The organism is Stenotrophomonas sp. TEPEL, assembly GCF_004348785.1.
GTDB classification, from domain to species: domain Bacteria; phylum Pseudomonadota; class Gammaproteobacteria; order Xanthomonadales; family Xanthomonadaceae; genus Stenotrophomonas; species Stenotrophomonas indicatrix.
Window position 1 is genome coordinate 713093 of the sequence record NZ_QQXJ01000001.1, and the last position, 19528, is coordinate 732620.

At 67.6% G+C, this 19528-nt stretch carries 14 protein-coding genes; 8 read left to right on the top strand and 6 right to left on the bottom strand.

Going from position 1 to position 19528, the window contains the following annotated elements; translation table 11 throughout:
• Nucleotides 1–33: 33 nt before the first annotated feature.
• Both TEP_RS03260 and TEP_RS03265 read right to left on the bottom strand, forming a co-directional pair.
• Nucleotides 34–789 (bottom strand): basic secretory protein-like protein, encoded by a 756-nt coding sequence (locus TEP_RS03260; protein WP_032951610.1) that lies wholly within the window; start codon nucleotides 787–789, stop codon nucleotides 34–36.
• Complete coding sequence (locus TEP_RS03265; protein ID WP_132824251.1) at nucleotides 786–4130, bottom strand: GH92 family glycosyl hydrolase; 3345 nt, start codon at nucleotides 4128–4130, stop codon at nucleotides 786–788. The genes TEP_RS03260 and TEP_RS03265 overlap by 4 nt, the downstream gene beginning before the upstream one ends.
• A 437-nt stretch (nucleotides 4131–4567) precedes the next feature.
• On the opposite strand from TEP_RS03265, the gene TEP_RS03270 reads away from it, so the two are divergent.
• The 4 genes from TEP_RS03270 (at nucleotide 4568) to TEP_RS03285 (ending at nucleotide 7982) form a co-directional block, all read left to right on the top strand.
• Nucleotides 4568–4765: a zinc-finger domain-containing protein gene (locus TEP_RS03270; protein ID WP_132824252.1), complete on the top strand. Its 198-nt coding sequence runs from the start codon at nucleotides 4568–4570 to the stop codon at nucleotides 4763–4765.
• Between the two features lie 15 nt (nucleotides 4766–4780).
• Nucleotides 4781–5896 carry a glycosyltransferase gene (locus TEP_RS03275; RefSeq protein ID WP_132824253.1) on the top strand — a complete coding sequence of 372 codons (1116 nt, stop codon included), beginning with the start codon at nucleotides 4781–4783 and terminating at the stop codon, nucleotides 5894–5896.
• A complete protein-coding gene (locus tag TEP_RS03280) occupies nucleotides 5877–7208 on the top strand; it encodes an O-antigen ligase (RefSeq protein ID WP_132824254.1) in 1332 nt (443 codons plus the stop codon). Before TEP_RS03275 ends, TEP_RS03280 begins: the two co-directional genes overlap by 20 nt.
• Before the next feature lie 324 nt (nucleotides 7209–7532).
• Nucleotides 7533–7982, top strand: a complete 450-nt coding sequence (locus TEP_RS03285) for a transposase (protein WP_132824255.1) — start codon at nucleotides 7533–7535, stop codon at nucleotides 7980–7982.
• A 146-nt stretch (nucleotides 7983–8128) separates the two neighbouring features.
• On the opposite strand, the gene TEP_RS03290 is transcribed toward TEP_RS03285, so the two are convergent.
• On the bottom strand, nucleotides 8129–9046 hold the full coding sequence (locus TEP_RS03290) for an LpxL/LpxP family Kdo(2)-lipid IV(A) lauroyl/palmitoleoyl acyltransferase (RefSeq protein ID WP_132824256.1): 918 nt from the start codon (nucleotides 9044–9046) through the stop codon (nucleotides 8129–8131).
• 60 nt (nucleotides 9047–9106) lie between these two features.
• Here TEP_RS03290 and waaA point away from each other — a divergent pair, with 60 nt between their 5' ends.
• Together waaA and TEP_RS03300 are read left to right on the top strand one after the other, a co-directional pair.
• The gene (gene waaA, locus TEP_RS03295; RefSeq protein WP_132824257.1) at nucleotides 9107–10405 is read left to right on the top strand and encodes a lipid IV(A) 3-deoxy-D-manno-octulosonic acid transferase; all 1299 of its coding nucleotides are present in this window, start codon (nucleotides 9107–9109) and stop codon (nucleotides 10403–10405) included.
• A 235-nt stretch (nucleotides 10406–10640) separates the two neighbouring features.
• Complete coding sequence (locus TEP_RS03300) at nucleotides 10641–11963, top strand: amino acid transporter (RefSeq protein ID WP_240790624.1); 1323 nt, start codon at nucleotides 10641–10643, stop codon at nucleotides 11961–11963.
• 81 nt (nucleotides 11964–12044) lie between these two features.
• Here TEP_RS03300 and TEP_RS03305 read toward each other — a convergent pair whose 3' ends face one another.
• From TEP_RS03305 to TEP_RS03315, 3 genes are all read right to left on the bottom strand, one after another.
• Nucleotides 12045–13403 (bottom strand): TolC family outer membrane protein, encoded by a 1359-nt coding sequence (locus TEP_RS03305; protein WP_132824258.1) that lies wholly within the window; start codon nucleotides 13401–13403, stop codon nucleotides 12045–12047.
• Nucleotides 13404–13419: 16 nt separating this feature from the next.
• Entirely contained in the window at nucleotides 13420–14067 is a 648-nt protein-coding gene (locus TEP_RS03310) for a protein-L-isoaspartate O-methyltransferase (RefSeq protein WP_032975442.1), read from the bottom strand.
• A 136-nt stretch (nucleotides 14068–14203) separates the two neighbouring features.
• Entirely contained in the window at nucleotides 14204–14884 is a 681-nt protein-coding gene (locus TEP_RS03315) for a TetR/AcrR family transcriptional regulator (RefSeq protein WP_032975445.1), read from the bottom strand.
• Between the two features lie 123 nt (nucleotides 14885–15007).
• On the opposite strand from TEP_RS03315, the gene TEP_RS03320 reads away from it, so the two are divergent.
• Nucleotides 15008–16144 carry an efflux RND transporter periplasmic adaptor subunit gene (locus tag TEP_RS03320; protein ID WP_132824259.1) on the top strand — a complete coding sequence of 379 codons (1137 nt, stop codon included), beginning with the start codon at nucleotides 15008–15010 and terminating at the stop codon, nucleotides 16142–16144.
• Nucleotides 16145–16147: 3 nt separating this feature from the next.
• Complete coding sequence (locus TEP_RS03325) at nucleotides 16148–19309, top strand: efflux RND transporter permease subunit (protein ID WP_132824260.1); 3162 nt, start codon at nucleotides 16148–16150, stop codon at nucleotides 19307–19309.
• The last annotated feature ends 219 nt before the right edge of the window (nucleotides 19310–19528 follow it).

The following is a 19528-nucleotide window of genomic DNA, read 5'->3' on the forward strand; positions in this document are numbered from 1 at the left end:
GAAGGCCGGGGCATCGCCCCGGCAACGTCGAACTTACCGCCGCTTCGCGCGCCGCGCGGGCGGCGGCGCAGGGGCCGGGGAGCGCGGCTTGGCATACTCCGCCCACAGCGCCGGCAGGGTCTTGCCGGTGTGCTTCTGCCATAGCGCCGGCGCATAGCGCCCGTCGCGCAGATCCTTGTCCAATGCCAGCACCAGTCCCGGGTGCGCCGCTTCGGCCCACTTCAGGAAGGCACCGGTCACCCGGTAGCCGCTTTCCACCGTCTGGCCCTGGCTAAGCTTGTCCGGCAACGCCCAGCCGGCAGCGGCGTTGTTCATGCCGTAGCGATCGCGGGCGTAGTCGGCAATGCCCTCCACCAGCCAGCCCGGCACGCGCTTGTCGCCATAGCTGGGGTAGCCCTGCACGATGTGCATCGCTTCGTGGGTGACCAGATCAATGTCATCCGGGTGCTGGACCAGCCAGCCCGGATTGATCGTGATCGTGCTGGCCTTGTCCTTGTCGCCGACGAAGGCGACGCCGTTGTACGCCGGATCGATCACGATGCGCACCTCGTTCGGCGCGGCCGGGCGGAAGTCCGCACGCTCGCGCAGGTAAGCAAAGTAGAACGTATCGATGATGCGCTTGCGCACCGGCGCGGCCAGCGCGCCGGTGGCATCCTGGTAATACAGGGTCACCCCGTCACGGCTGACCTGCCCATCGAAGGCCTGGGTCTGCGGTTGTGCGTGGCTGAGGCTGGGAAATACAAGGGCGGCAAGAGCGAGGGGGAGCAAACGTAGGCGCATGGACGTCATTGTAGGGGGGAGGGCGCCAACAGTTCGATCTCGGCCAGCTGCAGGCGCCCCGGCGCAGCCAGGCGCAGACGGTACTCGGCGTAGCGTGAGGGCGAGGCGATACGGAACGGGCGGGTCTGGCGCGGCGAGGTGAAATCTTCGCCGCGTCGCTGGTCCAGCGTTACCCAGCGCCCGTTGCCGGCACGCGCTTCCAGCGTCCACTCACCGCCACGGATCGTGCCGTCACCGCTGGTCAGCGTGTACATCGTCGGTACGCCATCGCCCACGTGGCTCAGTGCGATGGTCACGCCACCGCCCAGCGGCACGGCCGTGTTGGCATCGTCGTCGATCAGCGCGGGCACGGCGCGGCCATCAGCCAGTGCCGCCTGCGCGCCGTTGCCGAGCAGATCGTGCAGCAACTGCGGGCGCTGGCCACGGGCGGTCAGCGAGCGCGGTACATCATCCACGCCGCTGCCCCAGCGTGACGGCTGCGGGCCCATCACGAAGTCCAGGGTTGCACCCTTGGCGATCACGTCGTGCGGCACCCAGGTCTTGGTCCACGGCTTGCCGTTGATCTTCAGCGACTGCACGTACACGTTCTCCGGCGAATTCTGCGGTGCGTTGACGGTCAACACCGCGCCGCCCTGCAGCTCGACGCGCGCATGCTGGAACGCCGGCGAACCAATCACGTACTCCGGCGCACCCATGCGCAGCGGATACAGGCCCAGCGAGGCCAGCACGTACCACGCCGAGGTTTCGCCGTTGTCCTCGTCGCCCGGATAGCCCTGGCCGATCTCGCTGCCGACATACAGCCGCGACAGGATCTCGCGCACATGCTGCTGGGTCTTCCACGGCTGCCCGGCATACAGGTACATCCACGGGATGTGGTGTGCCGGCTGGTTGCTGTGCGCGTACATGCCCATGCGCACGTCGCGCGCTTCGGTCATCTCGTGGATGGTGCCGCCGTAGGAGCCGGCGAATGCGGCGTCGGCGGTTTCCGGGGTGGCGAAGAAGGTATCGAGCTTGGCGGCCAGCTTGTCGCGGCCACCGTACAGCGCGGCCAGGCCTTCGCCATCGTGCGCGGCGGTGAAGGCGAACGTCCAGCCATTGGATTCGGTGTAGTCGTGGCCCCACACGCGCGGGTCGTAGTCCTTGGCCTGCAGGCGCCAGCTGCCATCGGGCCTGCGGCCCTGGAAGAAGCCGGCGGCCGGATCGAACAACGTCGCGTAGCTGCCGGCGCGGTGACGGAAGTAGTCTGCCTCGGTGGCGTAGCGTTCGCGTGCGGACGGTGTCGTCGCGCGCTTGGCCAGTGCATCGGCCATGTTGGCGATGCCGAAATCATTGAGCGCACCTTCCATCGTCCACGACATGCCTTCATGCACGTCGGCGCTGGCATAGCCGCGGAACGTGGAACGATCCATGCCCTTGCGGCCGACGTGGCGGTCCGGTGGCACCACGGTGGCGTTCTTCAGCGCTGCGGCGTAGGCCTCTTCCGGATCGAAGCCACCGATGCCCTTCAGCCACGCATCGGCGAAGGCGACGTCCGAGCTGGTGCCGACCATCAGGTCCGCGTAGCCCGGCGAGGACCAGCGCGCGACCCAGCCACCGGCGCGGTACTGCTCGATGAAACCCTGTACCAGCTGCCCGGCATCATCCGGGGTGAACAGCGCATACGCCGGCCAGGTGGTGCGGAACGTGTCCCAGAAGCCGTTGTTGACGAAGACCTTGCCGTCGCGCACCGGTGCGAAGCTGCGCGTCGCGCTGCCGTCGGTGTTGTCATCGGCGGCGCTGGCCTGGCTGGCATAGCGCCACTCGGGCGCGGCGGCGGTGCCCGCATTCTCGTGGCCGGAATTGGGGTACAGGTACAGCCGGTACAGGCTGGAGTACAGCGTGGTCTTCTGGTCGTCACTGGCATTGCCGATGTCGAAACGGGCCAGGCGCGCATCCCACGCATCCTGTGCGCGTCCGGCCACGCTTTCCAGCGTATCGGCGGCGGCGATTTCCAGCGCCAGGTTGTGGCGCGCCTGCTCGACGGAGATCAACGAGGTGGCGATGCGCATCGTCACCCGGCGCTCGCTGCCCGGGTCGAACTTGATGTAGCCGGTCGGGCGGCCGGTGCCGATCTGGCCGCTGCTGCGCCACGGCCTGTCGAAGCTGGCGACCACGTACATGCGGGTGGCGCCGTTGGACAGGCCGCTGCGGGTATCGGTGTAGCCGGTCAACGTCTGCGTGGCGGCATCGAGGGTGAGTCCACCACGGGCATCGACGTTGTCGAACAGCAGGTTGGCGTCGCCACCTTCGGGGAACTCGAAGCGGAACAGCGCGGCATGGTCGGTGGGGGCGATGGACGCGGCGATGCCGTTGTCGAAGCGCACGTCGTAGCGATACGGGCGCGCGTTTTCCTGCGTGCGGTCGAAGGACAACGCCCGCTTGCTGCGATCAGCCTCGGGCACACCGCGCGTGGCGGAGGGCATCACCTGGAAGGTCTGGCGGTCGCCCATCCACGGGCTGGGCTGGTGGCTCAGCGCCAACGCCTGCAGCTGCGGCCGGTTCTTCGCATCGTTCTGCTCGTTCCAGCGGTACAGCCAGTTCAGGGCGCCGGCATCGGTCACCGGCGTCCAGAAGTTGAAACCGTGCGGTACCGCAGTGGCCGGGAAGTTGTTGCCGCGCGAGAAGGTGCCGTTGGCCTGGGTTCCGCGCGTGGTCAGTACCCAGTCGGAGACGCGCTGCGGCGCCTGCCGTGGCTGCACGTCCAGGCGCACGTCGTCGATCCAGCCCGACACGGGCGCGCCACCGGCGCTGGCCACCTCGAGCTCGATGGCCAGCACGCGGCGGCCCTTCAGCGCCGGCATGTCGCCCAGCCTGACCGCCTTGCGCGCCCACTGCTGCGGGTACAACGTCTTCGAATCGCCCTGCGCCCGTGCGCCCAGCGCTACGCCGTGCTGGTCTCGCGCGCCGCTGGCGGAGACGCGGCTGCCATCGTCCAGCAGCAGGTCCAGCGAGACATAGGTGGAGGCCACGGTGTCCTTGCCGACGATCTCCGGCAGTACCAGCCAGGACAGCGTGGTGTCGCTGTCGATGGGTAGATCGGTCTTGAACAGTTCGCGGCGTGCCTGGCCGCCACCGGCGCTGTAGTGCAACGCATGCAGGCCGCTGTAGCCGACGTTGCGCTTGGCCGCGTACGGCGCGCCGGGGCCACTGCCGACTTCGATGGACAGGGTGCCGTCGGACCTGGCCGGTGCCGGTTCGCCCGGCTCGAAGGAGGTCTGCAGCCCTTGCGCCAGCACCGGCGTCGCAGTGGTCGCACAGGCCAGGGCCAGAGCGAGCGGAAGCAGGGCGCGGCGCGGATCGGACAGGGTCATGCAGGGTCTCCCGGTAGGGCAGGCGGCAGGCAGAACCCGCATCGGCGAACACCACGGACAGCATCGCCCCGTCCGCCGCAGGGCAGTCGGGAGGCGATGCAGGTCCGGTGGGGGGCGGGCCATGCGATCGGGTCAGGAATGGATCGCTGCCGATGCTGCAACAGCCGGCAGCGCCCTGACAAGTGCCATTTAGTTCGATCCAAATGCGGGAATTTCGAACGACGACCGATTCCGCACGGAACTGACTGGCCTGCCTGGGATTTCCCGCCGATGGGGGCAGGGCGACGGCGGCGCGGGAGGGGCAGGGCGGTCGCACGTGGCCGCACCTGAGAAGGCTGCAAGCGGGCTGCCGCGCGCAGCGGCCACGCAGCGCACGGTGTTTGCCGGGCCCAGATGCTAGAATCGCAGGCCTCGCAATCCGTTCATCGACATCCGCCATGAGCCATACCGCCACCGCGCCCGCCAACGCCGAAAAGCGCTACACCGTGCACCGCAGCGATCTGCCGCTGAGCTGCCCGACCCCGGAAATGGCGCTGTGGAACTCGCATCCGCGGGTGTACCTGCCGATCGAAGACGAACCCAACGGGCAAGCGCAGTGTGCTTACTGCGGCGCCGTGTTCGTGCTGGTCGACTAAACGGCTGCCCTCTCGATGCGCCGATTGACCGTGGTGCAGTTGCTGCCGGCGCTGCACTCCGGCGGTGTCGAGCGCTCGACCCTTGAAATCGCCGCGGCCCTGGTCGCTGCCGGCCATCGCGCGCTGGTGGTGTCCGCTGGTGGTCGCCTGGTGCAGCCGCTGCTCGACAGCGGTGCCGAGCACCTGACCCTGGATATCGGTCGCAAGTCGCTGCTGACGCTGCGCCATCTGCCTACCCTGCGTCGACTGTTCACCGAAGTGGGCGCCGATATCGTCCACGCCCGTTCGCGCCTGCCGGCGTGGCTGGGGCTGTACGCGATCCGTGCGATGCAGCCGGCGCAACGCCCGCATTGGGTGACTACCGTGCATGGGCTGAATTCGCCCAGCCGCTACAGCGCGGTGATGACCAGCGGCGAACGCGTGATCTGTGTGTCCAACAGCGTGCGCGACTACGTACACACGCATTACCCGACGGTGCCGCACGACAGGCTGCAGGTGATCCCGCGCGGGGTGGATGTCAGCCAGTTCCCGCGCGTAGCACGCGCTGATCGGCGCCCTCGGCTGGCGCTGGCGACCGACTACCCGTGGCTGGCCCAGGTCGACGGACCGCTGTTGCTGCTGCCCGGTCGCGGCACCCGCCTGAAAGGCCAAGCCCACGCGTTGCAGCTGCTTGCCGATGTCCGTGCAGCAGGCGTGCCGGCACAGTTGTGGATGCTGGGCACCGACGAGCCTGGCCGGGAAGCCTATGTGGCAGAGCTGCGCAGGCAGGCGGCCACGCTGGGCGTGACCGGGGCGGTGCACATCAGCACGCCGACTGCGCGCATCGCCCAGGCGTACGCCGCCAGCGATCTGGTGCTGCAGCTGTCGGATAAACCGGAAGCCTTTGGTCGCACCGTGGTCGAAGCGTTGTCGGTCGGCCGCCCGGTGCTGGGTTGGAACCATGGTGGGGTCGGCGAACTGCTGCAGCAGCTGCAACCCGGTGGCGCAGTGCCGCTGGGCAATGCGCAGCTGCTGGGTGAACGTGCGCTGGCCCTGCTGGCACAGCCGCCGTCGCTGCCGGGCCGTATCCCGTTTACCCTGCAGGCCATGCAGCGCGATACCCTCCGCCTTTATGCCGACCTCGCTGGCTGACGCCACGCCGCCCCTGCGCGATGAGCGCGCCGGCCGCTGGGCACCCTGGTGGGTGCTGGCCTACGTCGCGCTGTGGCCGCTGCCGGGTATCGCCGAAACAGTGCTGGGCCTGGGGGCGTTGTACGCCGCCGCACGCATGGTCATCCGCCGGGTGCAGCATCGCCCCCATCTGCTGAGCCCGGCAGCGTGGGCGCTGACATCGATCCTTTTCCTTGGCTACTGGTTGCCGCAGGCGTTCTCGGCCTTCGATGCCGTGGACCCGTCGGCGTCGTGGACCAAGGCTGCGGCGGGACTGCGCTATCTGCCTTTCATGTGGCTGGTGGCGATCGCGGTGGCCACTCCGCAGCGGCGGCGCCTGACCCTGGGTGGGTTGGCGGTGATCACCGGCCTGTGGACGCTCGATGCGCTGGTGCAGGCACTGGCAGGCACCAGCCCCTGGTTCTGGTCGCTGCAGCAGATCAAGCTGGCCATCAGCGGCCACGCATTGTGCCCGGCCGAGGAAGCCGCGTTGGCCGACCGTCTCAGCGGCGCGCTGGGGCCGTGCAACCTGAAATTCGGCCAGGTGCTGGCCAGTCTTTCGCCGTTCCTGTTGTTGCCGGCGGCGCGCCGTTTCGGCAATGCGGGCTGGCTGCTGGCCGCTGCTGCAGTGGGCGTGGTGCTGCTGCTGGCCGGCTCGCGTGCCTCATGGATCACCTTCGGCCTGGTGGTCGCCTACAGCGGCGTGCGCCAACTGGGCTGGAAGCGGCTGGGTCTGCTGGCACTGGCCGCTGTGCTCACGGCGGGGGTGTTGACGGCCAGCGTGCCGCAGCTGCGCGAGCGAGTGGCGCGCACGGCAATGGCCTGGGACGGTGGCGAGGACGGGGTCGAGCAGGCCCTGTCCGGCCGTACCCGCATCTGGAGCGCGGCGGCCTGCATGATCGAGGCACATCCGATCAATGGTGTCGGTGCACGTGGCTTCCGCGATGCCTATCCCCACTGCGTTGCAGATGAAGGGCCGGCGGTGTGGGGCACGATGCCGGCGCTGCACGCCCACCAGATCGTGCTGGAGATCCTGGCCGAGACCGGTGTGCTGGGGCTGCTGCTGTGGCTGGCGGCGGTGGCACAGGCATGGCGGGCATGGCGTTTCGCCCCGGCCCCGGCGCGCGAACGTGCACGCCCGGCCATGCTGGCACTGGCGGTCACCGTGTTCCCGCTCAATACGCACCTGGCGTTCTATTCCGCGTTCTGGGGCGGCTTGACCGTCCTGCTCGCCGCGCTGTTCGTCGGCACGTTGCTGGCGCGCGAACCGGACGATCAGCCGGGCGCCGGGTAATGTCCGCATCCACGCATGACGTGGATCTACTGAATCGCGCGGGGGGTTGGGGAACGTCCCATCCACGCATGGCGTGGATCTACTGGATTGTGCGGGACGGGGCCTATCCACGCATGGCGTGGATCCACTGGACTGTGCGGGGTGGCTGGTCGCATCCACGCATGACGTGGAGTTACGGGGGGCGTGTCTGGCGGGGGAGCAGTAGATCCACGCCATGCGTGGATGGGCTTTCCCATGAACACTGCCGGTGTCGCGGCTTTTCCCGACTGGCCGCAGGGTGGTCCGCCAATGCAAGGATGACCGGGCAAACCGCAGTCTGTCCCCATGGCAAGCTCCAGACTCCGCTACGGTCGCTACTCCCGCACGGGAAATGTCTATTCCCTGACCACGACAACACACGGCCGGGAGCCATTCTTCTCCGACGCTGGCAATGTCGCTGTGCTGGTGGACGCGCTGCGCTTCGTCGAACGCAGCGGCATCAGCCACAGCCTCGCCTGGGTGGTGATGCCCGACCACCTGCACTGGTTGATGGAGCTGCAGAAGGGATCGCTGGCCCAGTGCATGGCGTTGCTGAAATCACGCAGCAGCCGGCAGCTGAACCGGATATCGGGACGAAAAGGGCCGCGCTGGCAGCACGGCTATCACGACCATGCGGTGCGTACCGATGAATCCCTTCATGACAAGGCGATGTACATCCTGGGCAATCCGGTGCGGGCCGGATTGGCTGGTGGGGTGGGGGACTACCCTCACGCCTGGTGTCGTTGGCCGTTGTAGATTCCGGCATCGGAAGGAGGAGCATCCACGCATGGCGTGGATCTACTGATCGGCATTCCCGGTAGATCCACGCCATGCGTGGATGAAACCAGCCGCCGAGTAGATCCACGCCATGCGTGGATGGGACGTTCCTTCCCTACCACCCGTCATTTGTAGAAATCGCTGCGCCCACCGGGCTGGCGCTTGAAGCGGCGATGGATCCACAGGTACTGGTCCGGTGCCTCGCGCACCATCTGCTCGATGGCCTGGTTGACCCGCGCGGTATCGGCTTCGACGTCCTCGCTGGGGAAATTCTCCAGTGGCGCGCCGATCTTCAGGAAGTACTTCCCGCCTTCGCGGCGGTGGAAGTAGGGGATGACCGCACAACCGGTCATCCGCGCCAGCTGGTGGGTGGCGGTGATGGTGGAGGCGGTGTGGCCGAAGAACGGCACGAACACGGTGTCCTTGCCGCGCATGTCCTGGTCAGGTGCGTACCAGAGGAAGCCGCCTTTCTTCAGGTGGCGCACCGTCGCGCGGATGTCCTCGTTGGCGTACATCGCCTTGGCATAGCGCAGGCGGCCGAACTTCACCGCCCACTCGTACACCGGGTTCTTGTGCTTGCGGTACATGCCGGACAGGTCGACGTGGTCGCACAGCAGGCGGCCGCACATCTCCAGGGTCATGAAGTGGCCCGAGACCAGCAGCACGCCGCGGCCTTCGGCCTGCATCTGCTTGAGGTGTTCCAGCCCTTCGATGTGCACCTGCGGGCGGATGCTGTCGATGCTGCCCCACCAGGAACGCGCGCATTCGAAGATGCCCACACCCAGGGCGTCGAAGCTGTCGCGCACCAGGCGCTTGCGCCAGGCCTCGTCCTTCTCGGGGAAGCACAGCTTGAGGTTGACCTCGGCGGCATGGCGGCGGCTGCCGGCCAGGCGCCAGGCGATCGAGCCGACCCCGCGGCCCAGCACGCGCTGCAGCGTCCACGGCAGCCGGGCGATCCCGAAGGCAATGAACATGACGGCAAACATCGGCCAGTTGCGTGGATCACGCAGCGACGGACGGACGGCGGTGGTGGCATCGGACATGCTGCCATTCTACCAATCCGGCCGCGTGTCTTTCCCGGGGGGCTCCCGTATCCTTGCCGCATGCGTAAAGACCCTGTCGAATGGATCCTGCGTGGCCTGTACTCGGCCGTGCTGTACCTGCTGCTGCCGATCACCGTGTACCACCTGGTCTGGCGCGGCTTCCGGGTCCGTGAATACTTCCGGCGCTGGGATGAACGCTATGCGTCCTATCCGCAGCCCAGCGGCCAGCCCCGGGTCTGGCTGCATGCGGTCTCGGTGGGCGAGGTCAACGCCGCTGCGCCGCTGGTCAATGCGCTGCGCGCGCAGCGGCCGGACATCCGCTGGGTCATCACCACCATCACCCCGACCGGCTCGGAACGGGTGCGCGCGCTGTGGGGCGATGCGCTGGACCATGTGTACCTGCCGTACGACGTGCCGGGCAGCGTCAACCGCTTCCTGGGGCACTTCCAGCCCAGCCTGGCGCTGATCCTGGAAACCGAGCTGTGGCCGAACATGCTGTTCGGTTGCCGCGATCGTCGCATTCCGGTGTACATCCTCAATGCGCGGCTGTCGGCCCGATCATTGCGCGGCTACCGCGTGCTGGCGGCGTTGATCCGGCGTGCGCTGCGCACGGTCACCTGCGTGGCCGCACAGTCGCAGGATGACGCTGCGCGGTTCGTGCAGCTGGGCGCGGCGCCGGAACAGGTGCAGGCACTGGGCAACCTGAAGTTCGACATCGCCACGCCGGACGTGCAGCCCTTCATCGAACAGTTCCATGCCCATGTGCCGGCCACGCGCCCGGTATGGATCGCGGCCAGCACGCATGATGGTGAGGAGCAGGCAGTGATCGACCTGCACCGCCGCCTGCGCCGGCAGCATCCGGACCTGCTGCTGTTGTGGGCGCCGCGGCATCCGGAGCGCTTCCCCAAGGTGGAGGCGCTGGCCCGCGAGCAGGGCTGGAACGTGTCGACGCGGCGCGCACAGCAGTGGCCGGACGCCCGTAGCGATGTCTTCGTCATCGACACGCTGGGCGAACTGATGCCGTTCTACGGCTGTGCCCAGGTCGCCTTCGTCGGTGGCAGCCTGCAGGCCATCGGCGGCCACAACCTGCTGGAACCGGCGGCGATGGGCACCGCAGCGGTGACCGGCCCGCATCTGCACAACTTCGCCGAGATCTCGCGGCGCATGCGCGAGGCCGGTGCACTGCTGATCGGCGAGGACGTGCAGGCGGTGGGTGATCTGCTGCTGCACCTGCTCGACGACGTGCAGGCGCGCGAAGACATGGCCCGCGCCGGTTGCACGCTGGTCAGCAATGGCCGCGGCGCGCTGCAACGGACGCTGCAGCTGGTGGCTCCGCATTTGCCGCCGCCGCTGGCCTGAGACCCGGCCTGTCGCCATCAGGTGTTTCAGGGGCGCCCCGGCTTTGCGCTGTCGTGAACGCCTGCATCAAGCCTGCTTGATGGTGGTGAATCTGTCGTAGCTGGACCGCTCGCGCCGACCACGGCGTGCAAGCTGTCACATCATCGTTGGTATGGCGCAGATTCCGATTCCGCTTACCGCGTCAGGCTGCCAGCCTGTTGTCGACCACGCTTGGGCGACATCAAGGGAGCTTTGAATGATCGGCGACAACGGAGGCGCGCTGCACGCCAGCGCGAAGCCAGCGAGGCTGGGCACCGACCATCTGCTGGTGGTGGCGCTGACCCTGCTGTTGGGCGGCAGCGTTGTCGCCCTGGTCGGGCAGAACACGGCGGCACAGGCGGGGCCCGCCATTGTCCTCAGCCTGTTGCTGGCGGCGTTGGGCGCAGTGCCGATGCTGTATTGCCTGCGCATGGCGATGCGGCGCCTGCCGGATGCTTCGGGTCTGCATGGTCTGCTGCGTGCCGCCTGGGGCAGGCTGCTTGCCGATGTACTGGTGATTGCCCTGCTGCTGGAACTGGTGGCGACCATCGCAGGACTGGCGCAATCGATGGCGCGCCATCTGTACGCTGCCGCTGAAGTCATCGATGCCGCTCCCGGGCAGTGGCTGCCCTTGCCGCTGGCGTCGTCGATCCTGGTGCTGCTGCTGGGGGCTGCCACTGCAGTGCTGCGGATGCCGCGCGCGCTGCTGTTGGCCAGTGCACTGCTGACGGTGAAGCTGGGCGTGGGCCTGCTGCTGCTGTTGCTGGCGGCACGTCATGTGCATTACGCGCACTGGATTCCGTGGCTGCCATCGGCTACCGCGCCCTATCGCTTCGGGCTGGGTGGCGTGCTGGCGGCGGGCGTGGCGTTGCTGGGCGTTCTGCTGGGGGCAGGCCTGCTGGCAGGGTTTTCCGGGCGGGTGCCGCGCCCTCGTGCGCAGATTTCCAGAGCCGCCGGCGCAGCGGTGCTGATGGCGATGTTGTGGCTGATGGTAGTGGCTGCGCTGCAGTCGGGCCTCGTCGAGTTTGCCGCGTTGGCCAGCACGCGGCCGCTGTCGGTGGCATTGCAGGGTGTCCCGCAGCTGCAGTGGTTGCTGCCGCTGTTGCCGTTGGCGGGTGGCGCGGGGCTGGCGGCCCTGCTGCTGGTGCTGCTGCTGTTGGCCGCGCGGCTGGGGGTGGAGGCCTGGCCGCCGAAGTCCGGCGAAGTGGGCAGCGGTGTGCGTTTGCTGCTGACGCTGGCGCTTACCGTGCTGTCGGCGGCGTTGGCGCTGTCGCTGCCGGAGGGGTGGCTTCCGCAGCTGCCGGGGCCCGCAGGCCTGCTGGTGCTGGCCGCCGTGTGCCTGGGCGTTGCGCGCAGTAACTGGCGGGCGACGGATGCGGCCGACGATCGGCGGTTGATGCCGATGGTGCTTGCCCCTTTGGCAACTGCACTGTGCCTGTTGCCGGCAGTCACCTCGCGGCTGTTCGTACCGGTGCTGGTGGTGCTGGCGGTCGTGTTGGCAGGCGGCCTGGTGCGTCGGCGCGCCCGGCGTTCGCGCTAGCGCCCGCACCGCAGGCCATCTGCGATCAACAAAAAAAGCCACCCTCGCGGGTGGCTTTCTCATCAGGCCGGTCGCGCCGACTCAGTTCGTGGTCGTCGACGGGTTGCCCGCGTCCTGGGTCAGCAGGCGGTTGATGTCCTGCAGTTCGGCGACATCCAGGCCACCCACGGCCTGGCTCAGCAGCAGGCGGTTCTGCAGGAAGTTGTAGCGGGCCTGCGCGTAATCCAGCTGTGCGGAGAACAGGATGCGCTGGTTCTGGATCACGTCCAGCACGGTGCGGGTACCCACTTCAAGGCCAACCTGCGAGGCATCGTAGGCGCTCTGCGCGGAAACCACGGCCAAACGGCGCGCTTCCACTTCGCTGATGCCCTGCACCAGGGTCTGGTAGGCATTGCGGGTGTTGCGGTCCAGCGCGCGCTTCTGCTGCTCGAAACCATCCTGGGCGATGTCACGCTGGGCCAGCGCCTGGCGCACGCCGGACTGGGTAGCGCCGCCGGAGAAGATCGGCACGCTCAGGGTCAGCCCGATGCTGTTGGTGCGTGCATCGGGGGAGAGCGAACCGGCACCGACGCTGTCGCCCCAGGTTGCGCTCTTGCCCCAGCTGCCGCCCAGCGACAGGGTCGGGTAGTGACCGCCCCGAGCGGCCTGCACGCCGGCTTCGGCGGCACCGACCTTCAGCTCCTGCGCCTTCAGCGCCGGATTCTGCGTAGTCGCCTGCTGCACCAGCTGGTCCAGGTTGCCGCGGTTGGCCGGCACTTCCGGACGGAAGTCGGCCGGCAGGCCCTTCAGGTTCATCACCGGCTGGCCGGTCAGTTCGGTCAGGGCCTGGTAGTTGTCGGCCAGGGTGTTCTGCGCAACGATGGTGTTGGCGCGCGCCTGGTCGTACTGGGCGCGGGCCTCGTGCACGTCGGTGATCGGCGCCAGGCCCACTTCCAGGCGCTTGTCGGCGAAGTCGAACTGCTTCTTCGCGGCCGCTTCATTGGTCTGTGCGGCGTTCAGCGATTCGATCGCCACCAGCACGTTGAAGTAGGCCGCCGAGGTGCGCACGATCAGGTTGTCGTTGGCCGAATCGAGGGTGAAATCAGCCGCCTTGCTCAGCTCGCGCTGCGAACGCAGGTTGTTGATCTGGGTCCAGTTGAACAGCGTCTGCGAACCGTCGATCGTGTAGTTGCGGCGCTTGCTGGTGACCGTGCCGGAGTTGGCGTCGTGGTCGGCGTCGGTGCGGGTGCGGCTCAACTGGGCCTGGCCATTGATCTGCGGCAGCAGGGCAGCACGCGCCTGCACGGCGCCTTCCTTGTCATACAGCCGGGTGGATTCGGCGGCGGAGAGCTGCGGGTCACCATTGCGCGCCATTTCATAGACCTGCAGCAGGTCGGCGGCATGGGCGGACAACGGCAGCAGGGCAGTGGCCAGCGCAACAGCGAGGGATCGGCGGATCATTGCGGCTTCCTTGGACTCAGAGGTGGAACTGGGGGGCCGGGGCGGCACCACGCAGGTAATCGATATCGGTCTCGAACAGCGACTCGGTGCTGCCATCGGCCTTCACCAGCAGCGCTTCCATCGCCGGCGAACGGCCCTGGATGACATACAGGCGACCACCCGGACGCAACCACGAAGCAAACTGTGACGGCACCACGTCGACGGCGCCAGTGACACAGATCACGTCGAAGCGGCGCTCGGTCTGCCAGGCCAGGCCATCGGCCACTTCCACGCGCACGTTGGTGCCCAGGCCGGTGGCATCCAGGCGGGCGCGCGCAGCGGCGGCCAGCTCAGGATCGATTTCCAGGCTCAGCACGTCGCGCGCCAGCGCGCCGATGCAGGCCGACAGGAAGCCGCTGCCGGTGCCGATTTCCAGCACTTCGTCACCCGGCTGCAGATCCAGTGCCTGCAGGGTACGGCCCTCGATGACCGGCTTCATCATCTTCTGGCCGTTGCCGATCGGCAGTTCGACATCGGCATAGGCCAGCGCCCGGTGCGCGTCGGCGACGAAGGCCTCGCGCGGCAGGCGGGCCAGGACGTCGAGCACCTTGATGTCCAGCACGTCCCAGGGACGGATCTGCTGTTCCACCATCAGTTCGCGGGCGTGGGCGTAATCAATCGTCATGAGGTTCAAATCCAGCGCAGTGGGCCGGCCATTTTACCGGTGCCGGAGGCCGGCGGCGCGCCCAGAGCATCAGCTGCGGGGTGGCCGGGGTCGCAGTGCCGGAAGTCATCGCGACCTCCGGTTCGTTCAGTTTTGGTTATCCAGCGTTCCCAGCCCCCCGCGGCGCGTAGGCGCGCAGGAAGAAATCCACGCTGGCGGCCACGTGGATCGCAGCATCGGTCTCGACGGGGGACAGTGGCATGCCGCACATCATATGCATGTGCACTTCGCCCTTCACCAGGGTCAGGAACTGCTGGCCGGCGATGTAGCAGTCGGGGATATCCAGTTCGCCGCGCTCGGCACGCGAACGCATGAAGTCGGCCAGTGCCTCGCAGGTGCGTTGCGGGCCCGCCTGCCAGAACAGTTCGCGCAGGCGCTCGTCGGTCTCCGGCGCCATCATCATCCGCTGGATCGACAGGGCCGCGTCGGAGGTGATCATCTCGAAGAACGCCATGCCGATGCCCAGCAACTGGTCACGCAGGGGGCCTTCGACGTCGGCCACGAACAGCGCGTCGGGCAGCATCTCGATGCACTTGGACTGCACAGCTTCGGAGAAAAGGGTCTCTTTATCGCCGAAATGGCTGTAGACGGTCAGCTTGGAGACGCCGGCCTGGGCAGCAATGCTGTCCATGCTCACGCCGCTGTAGCCCTGTTCGATGAACAGTGTCTTGGCTGCCTCGAGTATCGCCGCGCGCTTGCCCAGATCCTTGGGGCGCCCGGGACCGGCAGCCTTGGCAGCGGGCTTGGCCGTCGGCTTTCGGGAAGTGGGAGAACTCATTCCGCTAATACTAGACCAAGCGGTTCGATATTTATACTATACCGGCTGGTTCACTAATGTCCGCGTTGCAACAGTATGTTGCCGGCGCGTTCCCCCCGGATTTCTTTTCAGGTCCTGTACCTCATGAAAAACATGCGTTGGTTGGGCGTAGGCGTACTGGTCGTGGTGTTGGCAGCGTGCGGCAGGCAGGCCGCCGAGCCGGCGGCGGCCATCCCGGTGCTGGTGGTGCATCCCACCACGCAGGATGGACAGGCCGCGGCCGCCTACCCCGGCGAGGTGCGTGCCCGCCAGGAAAGCCCACTGTCGTTCCGGGTTGGCGGCAACCTGGTCAGGCGCCTCGTCGACGCAGGCGAGCGGGTGAAGAAGGGCCAGCTGCTGGCCGAGCTGGATGCGGCCGACTACGCCTCGCAGGCGGCGGCGTCGCAGGCGCAGCTGGCGGCGGCGGAAGCAGACCTGGTGCGTGCGCGCGATGACCAGAAGCGCTATGCCAAGCTGGCGGAAGACCAGCTGGTGAGCCGCTCGGCACTGGACCAGCAGACGGCGGCATTCAAGGCTGCACAGGGCCAGGCCAACGCCGCCCGGGCCAACCTCGCCGTGGCCCGCAACCAGGCCGAGTACGCGCAGCTGCGCGCACCCGCCGATGGCGTGATCGCCAGCCGCCAAGCCGAAGCCGGGCAGGTCGTGAGCGCGGGGCAGACGGTGTTCACCCTGGCCGCCGATGGTGGCCGTGAGGTGCTGATCGCGCTGCCGGAAAGCAGCATCCGCGACTACAAGGTCGGCCAGTCGGTGCAGGTGGAACTGTGGAACCGTCCGGGCCAGCTGCTGCCGGGCACCCTGCGCGAGATCGCCCCGGCCGCCGATGCACAGGCGCGCACCTATGCCACGCGCGTCAGCCTGGCGCCGGAAGCACTGAGCGAAGTGGAACTGGGCCAGAGTGCGCGGGTGTTCGCCAGCGCCGGGCGCAGTGGTGCGCTGCAGCTGCCGCTGGCGGCCGTGCTGCGCGGCAGTGATGGCAAGGCCAGCGTGTGGGTGGTCAATCCTTCCACGGGTGCGTTGAAGGCAACGCCGGTGCAGGTGGGTGCCTACGGCGCGCAGGCCGTGCCGGTGGTGTCCGGCGTGGGCGCTGCGGACTGGGTGGTCGCTGCCGGCGGCCATCTGCTGCGCGAAGGCCAGGTGGTGACGCCGGTCGACCGCCAGAACCGCCCGGTGCTGGCGCCGTCGGCCGCCAAGCCGGCGCCGGCTGCAGGCAAGGGGAACTGACCCGTGCGCCGTTTCAATCTCTCCGAATGGGCGCTGGGCAACCGTGCGCTGGTGTTGTTCGCGATGCTGGCGTTTGCCGTCATCGGTGCCTGGTCGTACAAGCACCTGGGCCAGTCCGAAGATCCGCCCTTCACCTTCAAGGCGATGGTGGTACGCACGATGTGGCCGGGCGCCACCGCCGAGCAGGTCTCGCGGCAGGTGACCGAGCCGATCGAGAAAGCGCTGATGAACACCGGCGAGTACGAATTCATCCGTTCGTACTCGCGGCCGGGCGAATCGCAGGTGATCTTCATGGCGCGCGACAGCCTGCGCTCCAGGCAGATCCCGGACCTGTGGTACCAGGTACGCAAGCGCGTGGGCGATATCCGCGCGACGCTGCCGAGGGAAATCGTCGGACCCTTTTACAACGATGAGTTTGGCGACACGTTCGGCAACATCTACGCGTTGACCGGCGAAGGCTTCGACTACGCGGTGATGCGCGACTATGCCGACCGCATCCAGCTGGAGCTGCAGCGCGTGCCCGACGTCGGCAAGATCGACCTGGTCGGCCTGCAGGACGAGAAGGTGTGGATCGAGCTGTCCAACACCAAGCTGGCCACGCTGGGCGTATCGCTGCAACAGGTGCAGCAGGCGCTGGCCGACCAGAACGCGGTCAGCGCCACCAGCTTCTTCGAAACCCCGACCGACCGCGTGCAGCTGCGCGTGACCGGTCAGTTCGATTCGATCGAGGACATCCGCAGATTCCCGATCCAGGCCGGCGAGCGCACGCTGCATCTGGGCGACATCGCCGAGGTCAAGCGTGGCTTTGCCGATCCGGCCTCGCCGAAGATGCGCTTCATGGGCCAGGATGCGATCGGCCTGGCGGTGGCGATGAAGGACGGCGGTGACATCCTCAAGCTCGGTGCCACCCTGGATGCCGAGTTCGAACGCCTGCAGAAGACCCTGCCGGCCGGCATGCAGCTGCGCAAGGTGTCCGACCAGCCGCATGCGGTGGAAGAGTCGGTGGGCGAGTTCGTGCAGGTGCTCACCGAAGCGGTGGTGATCGTGCTGCTGGTCAGCTTCTTCTCGCTGGGCCTGCGTACCGGCCTGGTGGTGGGCGTGACCATCCCGTTGGTGCTGGCGATGACCTTCTTCGTCATGCACTACTTCGATATCGGCCTGCACAAGATTTCGCTGGGTGCACTGGTGCTGGCACTGGGCCTGCTGGTGGACGATGCGATCATCGCGGTGGAGATGATGGCCACCAAGATGGAGCAGGGCTACGACCGCCTGCGCGCGGCCAGTTTCGCCTGGGAATCCACCGCCTTCCCGATGTTGACCGGTACCCTGATCACTGCTGCTGGCTTCCTGCCCATCGCCACGGCGGCATCCAGCACGGGTGAGTACACCCGTTCGCTGTTCCAGGTGGTGACCATCGCGCTGGTGGTATCGTGGATCGCGGCAGTGCTGTTCATCCCGTACCTGGGTGACAAGATGCTTCCGGACCTGTTCAACCCGCAGCTGCCGAAGCCGGACAGCCTGGCCGGCCGCTGGCGCGCCAAGCGCCTGCAGTGGGCTGACCGGCATCCGTCACTGGCGCGCTGGATCGCACCGAAGGAGCATGCGCACGATCATGATCCGTACCAGCGGCCGTTCTACACGCGCTTCCGGGCGTTTCTGGATAGCTGCCTGCGCCATCGCTGGTGGGTGATCGCTGCGACCATCGCCCTGTTCATCGGTTCGTTGATGCTGTTCCGCTTCGTGCCACAGCAGTTCTTCCCCGACTCGACCCGCCCGGAACTGATGGTGGACATCGAGCTGGCCGAAGGTGCGTCGCTGGCCGCGACCCAGGCACAGGCCGACAAGCTGGAGAAGCTGCTGAAGGGGCGCGAGGGCATCAGCAACTACGTGGCCTACGTCGGCACCGGTTCGCCGCGCTTCTACCTGCCGCTGGACCAGCAGCTGCCGGCCACCAACTTCGCCCAGTTCGTGGTGCTCACCGAAGACGCCAAGGCCCGCGAATCGACCCGCGACTGGATGCTGAAGGACGTGATCAGGCAGTTCCCGGACGTGCAGATGCGGGTGACGCGCCTGGAGAACGGGCCGCCGGTCGGTTATCCGGTGCAGATGCGCGTGTCCGGCGAGCACATCGCGCAGGTGCAGGCGATCGCGCGCCAGGTCGAGGCCAAGGTGCGCGAGAACCCGCACGTGATGAACGTGAACCTGGACTGGAGCGAGCCGAGCAAGGTGGTACGGCTGGTGATCGACCAGGACCGCGCCCGCGCGCTGGGCGTCAGCAGTGCGCAGGTCAGCCAGTTCCTCAGCAGCTCGTTGTCGGGCATGAGCGTGAGCACCTATCGCGAAGGCAACCGCCAGATCGAGATGCTGCTGCGTGGCCCGGACAACGAGCGCGCGCAGCTGGACCTGCTCGGCAGCCTGGCGATTCCGACCAGCAGTGGTACCGCGGTGACGCTTTCGCAGGTCGCGCGGCTGGAATACGCCTTCGAGGACGGCATCATCTGGCACCGCAACCGTCTGCCGACGGTGACCGTGCGTGCCGACATCAGCGATGGCATGCAGCCGCTGGACGTGGTGCAGCAGATCGTGCCGACCCTGGATGGCATCCGTGCCGACCTGCCCAGCGGCTACCTGCTGGAGACCGGCGGCTCGGTGGAGGATTCGGCTCGCGGGCAGAACTCGATCAAGGCCGGCATGCCGCTGTTCCTGATCGTGGTGGCCACGTTGCTGATGCTGCAGCTGCGCAGCTTCTCGCGTGCGGCGATGGTGCTGGTGACCGCTCCGCTGGGCATCATCGGCGCGACGCTGTTCCTGCTGCTGTTCCGCGCGCCGTTCGGGTTCGTGGCGCTGCTGGGCACGATCGCGCTGGCGGGCATGATCATGCGCAACTCGGTGATCCTGATCGACCAGATCCAGCAGGACATCGATGCCGGGCATGACCGCTGGCATTCGATCATCGATGCGACGGTGCGGCGTTTCCGCCCGATCGTGCTGACTGCGCTGGCGGCGGTGCTGGCGATGATCCCGCTGTCGCGCAGCGCGTTCTATGGCTCGATGGCGATTTCGATCATGGGTGGATTGATTGTCGGCACGGTGCTGACGCTGGTGTTCCTGCCGGCGCTGTATGCGGCGTGGTTCCGGGTCAAGCCGGACGAATCCGGGGCGTGATGCCCCGGGTTTCCCGGCCACCGGGCTGAGCCCCCTCTGCGGTGGGTTCAGAAGCGGGATCGCAGGTCTGGGCCGGGTGGGCGGGCTGTTCGGGGGACGCCGCAAGTACGTCCTTGTAGGCTTGGCAGCCGCTTGCTCGTGTGCGCTGTCCTGCGCACACGGCAAGACCGGGGTTGGGCGTCCTGCCCAGCCCGCCCGAGGCATGCCTCGGGCCCATGC